The organism is Prosthecobacter sp. (assembly GCF_044378005.1).
Classification (GTDB): Bacteria; Verrucomicrobiota; Verrucomicrobiia; order Verrucomicrobiales; family Verrucomicrobiaceae; genus Prosthecobacter.
Genome location: NZ_JBILYB010000059.1, coordinates 1 through 13,182, shown reverse-complemented (window position 1 = coordinate 13,182; position 13,182 = coordinate 1). Strand labels below are relative to the sequence as shown.

Below are 13,182 nucleotides of genomic sequence, written 5' to 3'. Positions count from 1 at the left end.
CTGTGCGGCAAGTCCGAATCTCCCAAGGCCCGCATCACACCAGTGGTGCGGGCTTTTTTATGAACTCAGCTTGTTGTAGAGCTTGGCCACGCCTTCGGGACTCCGGCAGGCCAGGGCGGCTTCGGCGAGGATCATGGCGACGTCGAGTCGGCTGATTTTCACGCCATTGAGCAGGGTTTCCCACGGGGTCTTTTCCATGCGGGCCAGCGTTTTCGCGCCGATGAGGAGGGGCAGGGCGGTGGCGTAGCGCAGTTTGCCGTCGGTGAGGTTTTGGACGTAGCTCAGGCCGCAGATGAGGTGGTCGCGGCAGAGGCTGAGCCAGTGCTTCCAGGCGGGCAGGAGGAGACGGTTATCCTGCTGGATGTCCTGCGCGCTGAAGCCGGGGAGGTAGCAGCGGCCATCGCGGAGGTCTTCGCCGAGATCGCGGAGGATGTTGATGAGCTGGAGGCCTTTGCCGAAGCGCGCGCCCCAGAGCTTCATCTGCTCGGTGGTGACGCCGGGCGCGAAGGAGTCGGGCCGCTCAATGGCGCACATTTCAGTCCAAAATTCGCCGACACAACCGGCGACGAGCCAGGTGTATTCGTCGAGCTCCGCATCAGTGGATAGGCAGCGCAGGGTGCCATCGGCAGGGAAGCGCTGGATGTCGAGACGCTGGCCGTGGATGATGCGCTGGAGCACCTGCTGGATGGCGGCGAGTCCGGCTCCGCGCATGGTGGCGAGCCAGGCGAGTCCGTCGGTGAACCGCTCCATGAGGCGGCTCTCGGCGTCATCGGTCTGGCGGGAGACGAAGTCGTTGGCGATGCGGGAGCTTAGGCGTGTTTTTGTTTCCTCACTGGGACTTTGCACGAGAGACTCGAAGTCGTTCAAGCACTCGATGCGCAGCCTAGCGGGGACGGCGGCGGTATCGGCGATGGTGTCCGCCGTGCGTGCGAGGAGGTAGGCGAGGGAGATGGGCTCGCGCAGCTCCCTGGGCAGGGCTTTCAGCGTGAGGTAAAAGGAGCGCGAGACGCTGGCGAGGAGCTGGCCGCCAAGTTCGCGCTCGTGGTGGGATTCGTCGGACATGCGCGTTTTTTCAGCGCTTCCCGGCGCGGTATTGAGCGATGAGTTCGCGGATCTTTTCAGCGCGGTTCTCGGGGTTCGGATGGGTGCTGAGCATCTCCGGCTGGCGGCTGCCGCTGGCGGCCTTCGCCAGCACCTCCATGACGCCGATCATGCCTTCGGGATTGTAACCAGCCTCGATGAGGAAGCGTACGCCGAGGGCATCGGACTCGAGTTCGTCATCGCGTCCGAACTTCATGACGCGCATGTTCGCGATGGTGTGGGCGATCTGCGCTCCGGCGTTGCTTTGACCATCGGAAAGCAGCATGCCGAGGCCGCTGGCGATGCCCTGCCAGAGGCCGCTGGTGGCCATCTGCTCATTGGAATGCCGCCCGACGACATGGCCGATCTCGTGCCCGAGCACTCCGGCGAGCTGGTCCTCCGTTTTCAGCAGATGGAAGAGCGCCTCGGTGATGAAGATCTGCCCGCCGGGTAACGCGAAGGCATTGATCGTGCGCGGATCGGCCAGGACGTGGAAGTCGAACTGATACGGCGTTTGTTTGGCGAGGGTGCTTTGCACGAGCTTGTGCCCGACTTTGTCCACGAGCGCCTGCGCGGCGGCATCGCGCGACTGGCCGCCCATCTCGCGGATCATGCCGGGGGCAGATTGCAGCCCGAGGGCGATCTCTTCCTGCGGTGTGCCGAACTTCAGATACTGGGTGCGGCCGGTGAACTCGTTCGTGTACTTCGTGTTCCCCAGATAATGATACGCCACGCTGCCGATGATGATCAGCAGCGCCATGATGATGCGCGGATGGCAGCCGATACCGCTCTGGCGTGAGTTGCCGTAGGCGTGCAGGGGAGATCCGAAGAGGGTGTGGAAAAGGCGCTTCATGGCAGTGCAGGAGCTTTACTGCGCCACGACATCATAAACGAGCAGCTTTTTCGCGATGGGCTGGAGCACTTCCTTCACCGCCTTCACATGCACGGGATGCTTTTCATAAGTGCCGAGGTCGGTGGAGTTGGCGAAACGCATGACGAGGCCGACATCGAAGCTGTCATCCACCACGGGGCGGTCACTGGCGAGTGGGGTGCCGACGCTGAGGTGCTGGATCTCCTGGATCTCCGCCTGGAACATCTTCGCAGCGCTGATGACCTTTGCACGGTCAGCGGCGTCACCGGGCTTCTTCAGCCAGACGAGGACGACGTGCTCCACCTTGCCTTTCGGGGTGGTCTCGCAGCCAAACGGGCAGGACGTGCAGGAGGAGAGGAAAGACAGTGCGGTGAGGGCAAAGAGAGCGATGGTGTTTTTCATGGTGGTTCAAGGAAAGGCTGGAGAGCGTGATTGCCCGGAGTCTTCCACCCGCAGAATACCCAAAGAGATTCGCGACGCCAAAGACATTCCACCATCCTGCCTCTCATCGAAGGGTGAGCTGCCCGGACATCAGGTCACAATATCCATCCACCTGGAACCTTGAGCTTTTGATGAACCTCACACCAGCCCCTCTTTCACCGCCATCGCCAAAACGACGCTGCCATTGCTGACATGCGGCTCCAGCACGTTCAGCCGTACATAACGAGCGCGATGTCCGCCAATGATGCTCACCACGTTGTCGCCCGGCACGGCGTTGTAACTGCCGGATTGTGGCGAGGGCAGCACACGCGGCAGTTCATTGTCCTCCTCACGTAGTTCGATCTGATAACGCACCGGAAAACCGTAGCCGTGGCTGTGCGCGAACTGCGGCGGCGACGCTGGAAACAGCCGCACCTCGTCCACCATCGCCACCTGGCCGAGATCGATCTCCACCCACGGATGGCTCGTGGCGCGGAGTTCGCTCACCGGCTTGCTGCGAAAGCCGAGCGCGGGACTGGCGTGCGTGCCGAGCGGTGGTCCGAGCACAGTGTGACCATCGACGAGATTGATGCGGCCCCAGTCAGGTCGCGTGCCCTGGCTGCTGCTTGCACGAACGGCTGCAGGGCCGATGGCTTCGAGTCTTGCGCCGAGATTGTGATTGCCTTGCAGCAGCATGACTTCGCCGAGAGCGCAGAAGAAGCGCTTCTTGCTGCCGATCAGCCGCGTCGCGGTGATGCGCACCTTTTGCGCGAGACCGCCCTTGGCATCGATCACGACGGGAAGCAGTCCCGGATTCGGAAAATCGGCATCGGTGAAGTCCGCGATGATCGTGCGCTCATGGTCCTCGCCTTCACCGAGCAGCTCGACATAAAATCGCACGGGAAAGCCATAGCCCGCGCCGACCGAGCCACCATTCGGTGGAGGTGCGATGAGCACCACGGTGTCGATCTTTTGCGCCTGTCCGAGATTCAGCTCCACCCACTCCGCCTTGTCCGCCGAGGTCGAATACTCGCTGTGCCAGCCGAGTCGCTGCGTGAGCTGCACCGGCGGTGTGGCCGGCAAAGCGGCCCGCTTTTCCTCCAAACGCACCCGCTCGGTCTCCAGCGCCTGCATTTCAGGAATCCACGCCATCACATCACCAAACGCCGTCCCGCTCCCAAGTAGGAGCACGAGGCATAGCAAAGTTTGGAAGGGCAATCGCACCACGCGACGAGCCTAGCGGCGCGAAGGCCGTGCTGCCAGCGTGTTCTAGTGCTCGAAGCCTTTGACGCCCAGGATGGACGCAGGCTTGACCCTCAGCGCTGTTTTTGCTGGATTCGTCGGCATGAAGATTCAAGGCCCCGAGATTCTTCATGCATCAACCTTCTCCACCATTGGCCATGAGACCAGACACAGTCCTCAGCGAGTTGCGGGAACGATATGCCGCTATGTCATCCTACCAGGATGACGGGGTCGTTTTAAGCCAGTATCCCAGCAGCGATTTCATCAATGAGACATGGTTTGCCACCTACTTCACACGGCCTTCGCGATTTCGCTTCGATTGGACATCTCACCATCCTTATCCGCCACTGAAGCACCTCAAGAGCCATCATCGTATTTGGCAGAACGATGAGGGCGCTTTCTTGCGACGCTATTCTGAACCTGATTCGGAGTGTCTATCGGACATCGAGCTGGCCATGTCGGCAGCGAAGGGTGTTTCACAAAATTCGAGTTATACGATTCCGAGGATGCTCGTCGGTGCTGGTGCGGCGTTTGCGTCGGACTGCTTGACCGTTCAGGCTATCACCGATGGGGAGACCGATGACATTCCATGCAGATGTGTGATTGCGGCAGATTCACGGCAGAGACCCTATCGACTCTACATTGGCCGTGAAGATCTTCTTCTTTACAGGGTTTCTAGCTCCGTCAGCGATGGCTCCACATCGGACGAAATTCATCGGAACATCAGGATCGATCTCAAAATGGATGAAGATGTCTTCCACGGGGCACAAGATGTCTAATCACCTCATAGCTCGACGCTCTGCAAGGGCTTGGCGACTTCGATTTGGCCGGAGCGGTGTTTTTCGCTGAGGGCGGCGCAGAGTTTGTCGGAACGGTCGGGCTCGCCGTGGACGAGGAAGACGCGCTTTTTTTCGCCGCCGACCTGGTCGAACCAGCCGAGGAGTTCATTGTGATCGGCGTGGCCGGAGAAGGAGTCGAGGGTCTCGATGTCGCAGCGGACGGGGAATGCATCGCCGAGGATGTTGACGTGTTTGTGACCGCTACGGAGCTTCCAGCCGAGGGTGTTTTCCGCGCAGTAGCCGACGAAGAGGAGGATGTTGTCGGGGTTGGTGATGTTGTTGCGCAGGTGATGGAGGATGCGTCCGCTTTCGGCCATGCCGGAGGCGGAGATGATGATGGCTGGGCCTTTGATTTTGTTGAGCCCTTTGGATTCATCGACGCTGCGGATGAGGCGGAGACCTTCGAAGCCGAAGGGGTCGTCGCGCATGAAGAGAGCTTTGCCGGCCTCGGGCTTCAATTCATCGACGTGGAGGCGGAAGATCTCGGTGGCTTTGACGGCGAGGGGGCTGTCCACAAAGGTGGGGATGGGGGCGAAGCACTTCTCGTGGCGGAGTTTATCAAAGGTGTAGAGGAGCTGCTGGGTGCGCTCCACGGCGAAGGCGGGGATGATGAGGTGGGAGCGGCGCTGCTGGATCTCGCGGATGATTTTGCAGAGGTGCTCGGAGGAGTCGGTGGCGAGCTCGTGGGTGCGGCCGCCGTAGGTGCTCTCCATGATGATGAAATCGACTTTGTCGCTGGGCGCGGGGTCGTTGAGGAGGTCGTTGCCGGGGCGGCCGATGTCGCCACTGAAGAGGAGACGCTTCTGTTTGTTGTCGGCGTGGTCGAGGATGTCGAGGATGACCTGGGCGGAGCCGAGGACGTGGCCGGCGTCGATGAAGGTGAGCTTCACGCCATCGGCGATGAGCATGGTGCGCTCGTAGCTGAGGGTGACGAACTGCCGGAGGCAATGCTCGGCGTCGATCATGGTGTAGTTCGCGGTGAGGAGCGGGAGGTCATCGCGCTTCCGGTGGCGGTTCAGCCAGGCGATGTCGCTTTCGTGAATGTGGGCGGCATCGGGGAGCATGATGCTACACAGGTCACGCGTGGCGGGGGTGGCGTAGATGTTGCCGGTGAAGCCGAGCTTCGTGAGGTGCGGGAGATTGCCGCTGTGATCAATGTGGGCGTGGGAGAGGACGACGCAGTCGATCTTTTCAGGATCAAAGGGGAACTTGCTGTTTCGCTCCATGGCCTCGGCGCGGCGGCCCTGGTAGAGGCCGCAATCGAGCAGGATGCGGGTGTTGTTGACCTCGATGAGATGCTTCGAACCTGTGGTGGTGCCGGCTGCGCCGCAGAAGGTGATTTTCATGGTTGTCGGTGATTCCAGCGGAAGCGCTGTGAGATGGCAAGTGGGCAATGACTGCGCGGATGTTTATTCCTGATCTACAAGACATCTTACACGAGCGGTCTTGCATCATGGGGCTGTCGCGCCAGTATCGGCGCATCATGGTGCGCACGGTTGGCTTTTACACGCTGTCTCTTGTTCGCGGGCTGGGCGACTTCGCTCTGTTCACGGCGGAGTCATTTCGCAGTGTGATCGGGTCGCGGAAGCTGCTGCACCGCGTGATGCGTGCGGCCTTTGAGCAAGGGGTGCGCTGCCTGCCGGTGATTTTAATCGTGGGTATCTTCACGGGCCTGGTGCTCGGCTTGCAGGGCTACCATGTGCTGAATCGTTTTGGCTCGGAGAGTCTGCTCGGGGCGCTGGTGTCGCTGAGTCTGGTGCGTGAGCTCGGGCCGGTGCTTGCGGCGCTGATGCTGGTGGGGCAGGCGGGCTCGGCGCTGGCGGCGGAACTGGGCATCCAGCGGAACTCGGAGCAGATCGCGGCGCTGGAGACGATGGGCGTGAGCAGCCACGGTTATCTGGTGACGCCGCGCCTGCTGGCGGCGCTGATCGTGTATCCGATGCAGACGGCGCTGTTTGTGAGCATCGGCCTCTTTGGCGGCTGGCTCTCGGGCTCGATGCTGCTAGGGCTGGAGCCGGGCGTTTACTGGTCCTCCGTGGAGCGTGCGGTGGAGCCGGATGATGTGATGGAGTGCTTCATCAAGGCGGCGGTCTTTGGCCTTCTGACGGTGGCGCTGTGCTGCTACTACGGCTTCAATGCACACCGCTGCAAGTCGGCCACCGGAGCCCGTGCGGTAAGTGCCTCGACGACGCGCGCGGTGGTGCTTTCCTGCGTGGTCGTGCTGGCGGCGGACTACGCGATCACCTCCTTCCTCATGTGATGTCTGACGCTGCACCCGCTCTCTTTCTCGATGTCCGTGGCGTAACCAAACGCTTCGGAGACAATGTGGTGCTCTCTGGCGCGAACCTGGAGGTTCCAAGAGGGAAGGTGATCACGGTTCTAGGCCGCAGCGGCACGGGGAAGTCAGTCTTTCTGAAGTGCCTGGCCGGGATCGTACGGCCGGATGAAGGCATGATTTGTTTCGATGGCCGCCAGCTCGATGCCGATGACCCGAAGGCGCGTGCGGAGTTCCGTCGTCGCTGCAGTTTCCTGTTTCAAAGCAACGCGCTCTTCGACTCTCTGACGGCTCTGGAAAATGTGTCGTTGCCACTGGAGCAGACGACAGATCTGAGTGCCGCCGATGTGCGTGAGCGCAGCATGGAAGCGCTGAAGCAGCTCGAACTCGACGGCCATGCCGAGCGCTATCCGAGCCAGCTTTCTGGCGGGATGCAGAAGCGTCTGGCGCTGGCGCGGGCGATCGTAACGCGGCCTGAGCTAGTGCTCTTTGACGAGCCGACGGCGGGGCTCGATCCGCTGCGGCGGAATGCGGTCTTCGAGATGATCGTGAAATATCAGCGCCAGTTCGGATTCACCGCCGTGATCGTGACGCACGACGTGGCGGAGGTGCTGGTGATCAGTGATGTCGTGGCGCTGCTGGACGGCGGGGTGATGCGTTTCGCTGGCACGCCGGAGTCCTTTGCGGCATCGACGGACCCGATGGTGTGTGATTTTCGTGACAGCGCTGCGGCGCTCAACCTATCGATCTCCAACCTGCGCCAGAGCAGCGCGTTATCCCCCTCCCACTCATGAAAGCAAACAAGCTGGAATTCCTCGTCGGTCTCTTCGTGCTCCTCGGTCTCACCGCTGTGGCCTGGCTCACGGTCAAAGTGGGAGCTGGGTCGCTTCTTGGTGGCCCGACCTATGTTATTGAAGGGCGTTTCTCGAATGCGGGAGGTTTGAATGTGGGCAGCAGTGTCGTCGTGGCTGGAGTCACGGTCGGTCGGGTGGAGTCCATCCGCATGGAGCCGACGGACTACAGCGCCATCGTGACGATGCGGGTGATGGACGGGCTGAAATTGCCGACCGATACGATGGCCTCGATCAAGACAACCGGCCTGATCGGGGACAAATTCGTCGCCCTCGCACCGGGGGCGGATGAGACTTATCTGGGGGCAGGGGATCAGATCACAATGACAGAATCTTCAGTCGATATTGAATCTTTGATTGGCAAGATGGCGTTCGGTAGCGTAAGTAAGGATTCGGATAATGCTGAGTCTGGAAAAACCTCTCCCCCATGAATCGCCGACTGTTCATCGCCCTGCTCCTCGCCACGCCGCTGCTGCCGCGTGATGCATCTGCCGCTGGCACATCGGAGGCGGAGGCTAAGCTTCGTCAGGCCGTGAATGAAGTGCTCGGCATGGCGGACCGCGCCGCCAGCCGAACAGCGCTGGTTTCCAGCGTCCGTCCCACGCTTCAGCGCCATGTCAGTTTCGAAACGATGACCAAGCGTGCTGTCGGAGTGGGCTGGAGGCAGTTCAATGGAGCGCAGCAAAAGAAGGCCACGGATCTCTTCACCACGCTCGTCATCCGCACATACATTGGCAAGTTTACGCCTGGCGAGCATCCCGTCATTGATTACAAGGCCGCCACGGCTCCTGCCGCCGGACGAGTGGATGTGCCGACGACCTTGGTTTACAAAGGTGGTCGCTACGCTGTGACCTACCGCATGGAACAGATCGGCGGCTGGCGCATCGCCGATGTCGTGATCGAGGGAGTCAGCCTCATCGCCAATTACCGCTCGCAGCTTGATGCCACCTTCAAACAAGGTGGTGTTGAGGCTGTCATCCGCTCGCTCGAACAATCCGTCTCCCGTCCCTCATGAAACCCACCTCGCGTCTCCTGTTGTCAGCTTTGATGCTCCTGCTCGCTGCCTGTGCGACAAAACAGAAAGTCAGCACCGGCACGGATACCCTCGATGACTATGACACGGCCACGGAAGTGTCTGATCCCTTGGAGCCGCTCAACCGGGCGACTTTCAAGCTCAACGACGGTCTCTACAATTTCGTTTTACGCCCCATCAGCAAGGGCTACACCACCGTACTTCCGAGTCCCGTGCGCCAGGGGATCGACAATGTGTATGACAACGTGAAGTTTCCAGTCCGCTTCGTGAATAGCGGGCTTCAGGGCAAGTTCAAGCGTGCAGGGCAGGAAGTTCAGAAGTTTGGCGTCAATACCTTCGCGGGCTTCGGTGGCTTGATTAAACAGTCCGACAGAATCCCCTCTCTGGCCAGCGTGCCCGAGGAGGACAGTGGGCAAACCTTGGCCACTTGGGGTGTGGGACACGGTCCCTACATTGTGTTGCCGATTCTCGGACCCAGCACTGCCCGTGAAGTCGTGGGACTTGCCGGAGACTATGCTTTGAATCCGATCAATTGGGGCTTTGCCCTGAAAGGTGATGCTGATGACTGGGCTTGGATTCCACCTGCCGTGAACAATCTCCGTCAGCTTCCCATACAACTCGAAAAATACGACGACTCGAAGGCCAACGCCATCGATCCCTACACCGCTATTCGCAGCACTTACATCCAGAACCGGAATTCAGCGGCCAAGCAATAACTGCCACACCGAACGTCCGATGAAGACGTTCGATGTGAGCGGTCTGCGGTTTAGTTTGGCTTCGGCACGCGCTTGAACTCGCGAGTCAGGGTCGTGAGGGAATCTTCGACGCCCATCCGCTCCAGGCTGCTGGCGCCGACGAAACCATCCGCCGTGGTCTTGCTGAGGATGTATTCGACATCTTTGGGCGTGTTGATCGGACCTCCATGAGTGAGGGTAAAGATCTTAGGGTTCACGCTCCTGGCCGCGTCGATGATGTCTTGCGAGACTTTGACGGTGTGATCCCAGTCCACCACGGCATTCACCACGCCGATGCTGCCGCCAACGGTGGTACCGACGTGGGCGATCACGGCATCCGCGCCGTTCTTGGCCATCTGGATGGCTTCCTCCGGTGTCGCCACATAGACGATGCTGAAAAGGTCCATGCGGGAGGCGAGGCCGACCATTTCAAATTCCTTCTGCACGCTCATGCCCGTCTCCTCCAGTACACCGCGGAAGTGACCGTCCACGATGGTGTGGGTGGGGAAGTTGTTCACTCCCGAGAAGCCCATCTCCTTCACCCGGCCCAGCCAGTGCCACATGCGGCGGCGCGGATCTGTGGCATGCACGCCACAGACGACGGGGATCTCTTTCACCACGGGCAGGACTTCGTATTCGCCGATCTCCATGGCAATGGCATTGGCATCTCCATAGGCCATGAGTCCGCACGTGCTGCCGTGGCCCATCATGCGGAAACGGCCGCTATTATAAATGATGATGAGGTCCGCGCCGCCCTTCTCGATGAATTTCGCGCTGATGCCCGTGCCCGCTCCTGCGGCAATGATGGGTTCACCTTTGGCCAGGGTGGCGTTGAGGCGGTCGATGACTTCCTGCTTCGTGTAGGGATTTCCGATTCCGGTCCAGGGATTTGGCATGGTGGTGAGAGGTTGACGGTTGTTTATGATGGCTGACGATCGTTTACAGTGGTTTGGAAAACCGCCGTCAACCACCGTAAACAACCGTAAACTGCCTCCCGTGCATCCTTCCGCTGCCATCCATGAACTATCCGAAACCCACACCCTCGGTGTGGATACGGAGTACCGCGTTGTCAGAGCCACGGCGGCGGACAACCGGCCCTGGATTCGCGGTGCACCTGTCTGCGGCACTCTGAAGACCCACCGCATCTCCCATGCTGGCGTCATGACTGCCCACGCTCCCTACCGCATTGTGCGAATGCACCAGGGCGGGCTGTATTTCCTCGCCTGCCTCAGTGGCGAGGGGCGCGTCCTCGTAGATGGCCGCTGGCAAAAATGCGCTGCCGGAATGGCCGTGGCGCTCCCCCCTTTCATGGTGAACGCCTTTGAGGCCGTGAAGGGCAAGCCCTGGCGCTGCTGCTGGGTGCGCTATGAACAGGAGCCTGGCCAGCGTCCCATCCTTAGCAGCAGTTCACCCCTCATGGCCGCCTTTCACAGCCAGCCCCTCTGGAATGCCATCGAAGGGCTGATCGAAGAGTCCTCCCGCGTGGCCAAACCCGCCGTCATGTTCCACTGGGTCGAACTCGTGCAAAATTACGTCGAGCGCTTTGCCCAGCCCTGGCAGCAGGATGATCGCTTATGGCGGCTATGGGAAATGGTCGCGGCAGATGTCGGGCGGGATTGGACGCTGGATGAGCTAGCCCATCAGGCACACGTCAGTGCTGAGCACCTGCGTCGCCTTTGCCGTCGAGCCCTCGGGCGCACCCCCATGCATCATGTGACTTGGCTCCGAATGAGAAAAGCCTGTGAATTGCTCTCGACGACCAATCTCAAAATTGAGACCGTCTCCAACGCCGTGGGTTACCAAAACCCCTTCGTCTTTAGCAATACCTTCAAAAAGTGGATTGGATGGCGTCCAAGTGAACATCGGAGTCGAGCGTTGGAATGAGGGGAAGTGATAATAGGAAAAGGTGTTCTTTAGAGCAGCCTCTCATCGTTCAATGTCTCAAAGTGCTTCGTGAGCCAAGGTGGCTTTAAATGGGCTTATGATCAAGGTTGCCTAAGTATTATCGACCTTGCTAAGCCATTGAAGATCAATGACGCACGGCCCCTCACAGTCCTGACGAACTGTTGCATTGAGGAGTCTTTTTTTCTTGGCAAATGTCATTCCCATGTGATTACATGACGCTCCACCAAATCAATGAGCCAAGCGCCGACTTCTAGTTACACAAAAAAATGTCCATCGGATGGATCTCCGAAGACATGCGATTACACGTCATGCGCAGTTCGTTATCCGTTCGCAATTAGATACTTATGGATTTGAATAACTGTTTTTACTCCACACCCAATCAAGCAGTTCCGATGCCATCTCTAGGCATCGAATCTCTGTTATTTGGATTTTTCGATAAATCAGTTATTGCCCGCCTCTAGCTCCCATTCCGCCATTTTCGTCCCCGCAGATTTTTTTTAGCCCCTTATTTTTTATGAAGACACTACGCCAATATCGCCAACAGCTCGGCTGGTTCATGACATGCTTGATGGCTGTCTGGCTGCCCGGTCAGTCACTACAGGCTGTGACTGGAACTTGGAATGTGGATACTGCCAGTAACTGGAGCACAGCAGGAAGCTGGGTGGGGGGCGTTGTCCCCAATGCCGCAGGCGATATCGCTGACTTGAGTCGAGTGAACCTCACGGCAGCTCGAACGATCACCTTGACCGCGCCGACCACCCTTGGGCAGTTGATCTTCAACGACAATAACCATTCCTTTCCTTTCGTTCCTACGGTCGCGAACTCGGCCTACACCATCGCTGGCTCCGTGGCGAACAACCTCATACTTGATAATTCAGGTTCAGCAGCCGTGCTTCGCGTGCTGGGTGGTGGCCAGCACATCATCAGCGCTCCGATTGCGGTGACGGCAGGGCTGGATGCGCGTGTGGATGCGTCCTCCTTGGTGCTGAGTGCAGCCATCAGCGGCACGGGCCCGCTTACGGTCAACAGTGGCGGCACGCTGTTCCTCCAAAGCAATGCCAATACCTACACGGGCGGCACGGTATTGAATTCCGGTGCGCTTGAGGCTCAGACTGGCGCGATCACCCTTCCCGGCGCCTCCACCATCTTTGGCACGGGTGACGTCACCCTCAATGGTGGCCAATTGAATCTCCGTTACGGTGGTGCCACTAGCAATAGCACGATCACTTTTGCTAACAATCTGGTCATCGGTGGCTTGTCCACGATTGATTTGAATCGCAACACAGGCAGCGCTGCTGGCAACAATTACCGCTTCAATACATTCTCGAACGGGAACAGCGTTTTGACGGTGAATGGTGCTAACAACTACCGCTTAGAAATCACGGGTGCCACGACGCTCAATGGACTCTATGGTCAGTTGGCAGGCTCTGGGGAGAAGATTTTGACCGGTTCCGTCGGTGGCTCGGGCGCAATGAACGTGACTGGCGGCACTGTCCGTCTGGGTGATGCCACCAACACCTATTCAGGCGGCACCAATATCTTCAATGGTACTGAGCTGGAGTTGGCACTCTCGACAGCGGCACTTTCCACGACGGGGAATGTTTTGGTCAATCCCGGCGGACGACTCTCGGTCAACAGCCTCTCTCAGATCACGAGCAACGTCAAACTGGTCAATCAACAGACGGGTCTGGCTGCTATCGCGATCAATAACGCTGCCACAGGCATTACGGCACCGCTGACACTTCCCGGCGGATTTTACAACAGCGCCGTTCTCATTGATGTCGGCACTTATACGAGCACGATTAATCTCACCCAGATCAACGGGGGCAGCGGAGTCTGGCTCGGAGCAGCTCAGAACGCCACGATCAACGGTGCCGGCGCTGTGACCGCCAACAGCAACAGCAAGTATCTTCTCGGGGCCAATGCTACTGC

General features: G+C 59.3%; 14 protein-coding genes. 8 read left to right on the top strand and 6 right to left on the bottom strand.

Features of this window, described 5'->3' with window-relative positions:
• Positions 1-57 precede the first annotated feature (57 nt).
• The 4 genes from AC6FTP_RS13140 to AC6FTP_RS13125 form a co-directional block, all read right to left on the bottom strand.
• A complete protein-coding gene (locus tag AC6FTP_RS13140; RefSeq protein WP_497207374.1) occupies positions 58-1,062 on the bottom strand; it encodes a phytoene/squalene synthase family protein in 1,005 nt (334 codons plus the stop codon).
• A 10-nt stretch (positions 1,063-1,072) separates the two neighbouring features.
• Positions 1,073-1,933 carry a M48 family metalloprotease gene (locus tag AC6FTP_RS13135; RefSeq protein WP_497207373.1) on the bottom strand — a complete coding sequence of 287 codons (861 nt, stop codon included), beginning with the start codon at positions 1,931-1,933 and terminating at the stop codon, positions 1,073-1,075.
• A 15-nt stretch (positions 1,934-1,948) separates the two neighbouring features.
• Positions 1,949-2,353, bottom strand: a complete 405-nt coding sequence (locus tag AC6FTP_RS13130) for a Dabb family protein (RefSeq protein WP_497207372.1) — start codon at positions 2,351-2,353, stop codon at positions 1,949-1,951.
• 177 nt (positions 2,354-2,530) lie between these two features.
• On the bottom strand, positions 2,531-3,562 hold the full coding sequence (locus AC6FTP_RS13125; RefSeq protein WP_497207371.1) for a discoidin domain-containing protein: 1,032 nt from the start codon (positions 3,560-3,562) through the stop codon (positions 2,531-2,533).
• Between the two features lie 257 nt (positions 3,563-3,819).
• Between AC6FTP_RS13125 and AC6FTP_RS13120 the strand changes: the two genes are divergently transcribed.
• Positions 3,820-4,392: a hypothetical protein gene (locus AC6FTP_RS13120; RefSeq protein ID WP_497207370.1), complete on the top strand. Its 573-nt coding sequence runs from the start codon at positions 3,820-3,822 to the stop codon at positions 4,390-4,392.
• A gap of 5 nt (positions 4,393-4,397) precedes the next feature.
• Here AC6FTP_RS13120 and AC6FTP_RS13115 read toward each other — a convergent pair whose 3' ends face one another.
• Positions 4,398-5,798, bottom strand: a complete 1,401-nt coding sequence (locus AC6FTP_RS13115) for an MBL fold metallo-hydrolase RNA specificity domain-containing protein (protein ID WP_497207369.1) — start codon at positions 5,796-5,798, stop codon at positions 4,398-4,400.
• Positions 5,799-5,905: 107 nt separating this feature from the next.
• On the opposite strand from AC6FTP_RS13115, the gene AC6FTP_RS13110 reads away from it, so the two are divergent.
• From AC6FTP_RS13110 to AC6FTP_RS13090, 5 genes are read left to right on the top strand one after another with little or no spacing between them, the layout of a single operon-like run.
• Positions 5,906-6,712 carry an MlaE family ABC transporter permease gene (locus tag AC6FTP_RS13110; RefSeq protein WP_497207368.1) on the top strand — a complete coding sequence of 269 codons (807 nt, stop codon included), beginning with the start codon at positions 5,906-5,908 and terminating at the stop codon, positions 6,710-6,712.
• The gene (locus AC6FTP_RS13105) at positions 6,712-7,521 is read left to right on the top strand and encodes an ABC transporter ATP-binding protein (RefSeq protein WP_497207367.1); all 810 of its coding nucleotides are present in this window, start codon (positions 6,712-6,714) and stop codon (positions 7,519-7,521) included. Before AC6FTP_RS13110 ends, AC6FTP_RS13105 begins: the two co-directional genes overlap by 1 nt.
• The gene (mlaD, locus tag AC6FTP_RS13100; protein WP_497207366.1) at positions 7,518-8,009 is read left to right on the top strand and encodes an outer membrane lipid asymmetry maintenance protein MlaD; all 492 of its coding nucleotides are present in this window, start codon (positions 7,518-7,520) and stop codon (positions 8,007-8,009) included. The genes AC6FTP_RS13105 and mlaD overlap by 4 nt, the downstream gene beginning before the upstream one ends.
• Positions 8,006-8,593, top strand: coding sequence for an MlaC/ttg2D family ABC transporter substrate-binding protein (locus AC6FTP_RS13095; RefSeq protein WP_497204479.1), 588 nt, complete (start codon positions 8,006-8,008; stop codon positions 8,591-8,593). The genes mlaD and AC6FTP_RS13095 overlap by 4 nt, the downstream gene beginning before the upstream one ends.
• Positions 8,590-9,327 carry an MlaA family lipoprotein gene (locus AC6FTP_RS13090; protein ID WP_497207365.1) on the top strand — a complete coding sequence of 246 codons (738 nt, stop codon included), beginning with the start codon at positions 8,590-8,592 and terminating at the stop codon, positions 9,325-9,327. The genes AC6FTP_RS13095 and AC6FTP_RS13090 overlap by 4 nt, the downstream gene beginning before the upstream one ends.
• A 50-nt stretch (positions 9,328-9,377) precedes the next feature.
• On the opposite strand, the gene AC6FTP_RS13085 is transcribed toward AC6FTP_RS13090, so the two are convergent.
• A complete protein-coding gene (locus tag AC6FTP_RS13085) occupies positions 9,378-10,241 on the bottom strand; it encodes a phosphoenolpyruvate hydrolase family protein (RefSeq protein WP_497207364.1) in 864 nt (287 codons plus the stop codon).
• A 100-nt stretch (positions 10,242-10,341) separates the two neighbouring features.
• On the opposite strand from AC6FTP_RS13085, the gene AC6FTP_RS13080 reads away from it, so the two are divergent.
• A complete protein-coding gene (locus AC6FTP_RS13080; protein ID WP_497207363.1) occupies positions 10,342-11,229 on the top strand; it encodes an AraC family transcriptional regulator in 888 nt (295 codons plus the stop codon).
• 535 nt (positions 11,230-11,764) lie between these two features.
• A partial coding sequence (locus AC6FTP_RS13075; RefSeq protein WP_497207362.1) for a beta strand repeat-containing protein occupies positions 11,765-13,182 on the top strand: 1,418 nt, incomplete at its 3' end.

Excerpts from the sequence above, each read along its gene's own strand:
- AC6FTP_RS13140 (WP_497207374.1), bottom strand. The coding sequence starts at position 1,062 with ATGTCCGACGAATCCCACCACGAGCGCGAACTTGGCGGCCAGCTCCTC.
- mlaD (WP_497207366.1), top strand. The coding sequence starts at position 7,518 with ATGAAAGCAAACAAGCTGGAATTCCTCGTCGGTCTCTTCGTGCTCCTC.
- AC6FTP_RS13090 (WP_497207365.1), top strand. The coding sequence starts at position 8,590 with ATGAAACCCACCTCGCGTCTCCTGTTGTCAGCTTTGATGCTCCTGCTC.
- AC6FTP_RS13135 (WP_497207373.1), bottom strand. The coding sequence starts at position 1,933 with ATGAAGCGCCTTTTCCACACCCTCTTCGGATCTCCCCTGCACGCCTAC.
- AC6FTP_RS13130 (WP_497207372.1), bottom strand. The coding sequence starts at position 2,353 with ATGAAAAACACCATCGCTCTCTTTGCCCTCACCGCACTGTCTTTCCTC.
- AC6FTP_RS13085 (WP_497207364.1), bottom strand. The coding sequence starts at position 10,241 with ATGCCAAATCCCTGGACCGGAATCGGAAATCCCTACACGAAGCAGGAA.
- AC6FTP_RS13105 (WP_497207367.1), top strand. The coding sequence starts at position 6,712 with ATGTCTGACGCTGCACCCGCTCTCTTTCTCGATGTCCGTGGCGTAACC.
- AC6FTP_RS13120 (WP_497207370.1), top strand. The coding sequence starts at position 3,820 with ATGTCATCCTACCAGGATGACGGGGTCGTTTTAAGCCAGTATCCCAGC.
- AC6FTP_RS13095 (WP_497204479.1), top strand. The coding sequence starts at position 8,006 with ATGAATCGCCGACTGTTCATCGCCCTGCTCCTCGCCACGCCGCTGCTG.
- AC6FTP_RS13110 (WP_497207368.1), top strand. The coding sequence starts at position 5,906 with ATGGGGCTGTCGCGCCAGTATCGGCGCATCATGGTGCGCACGGTTGGC.
- AC6FTP_RS13115 (WP_497207369.1), bottom strand. The coding sequence starts at position 5,798 with ATGAAAATCACCTTCTGCGGCGCAGCCGGCACCACCACAGGTTCGAAG.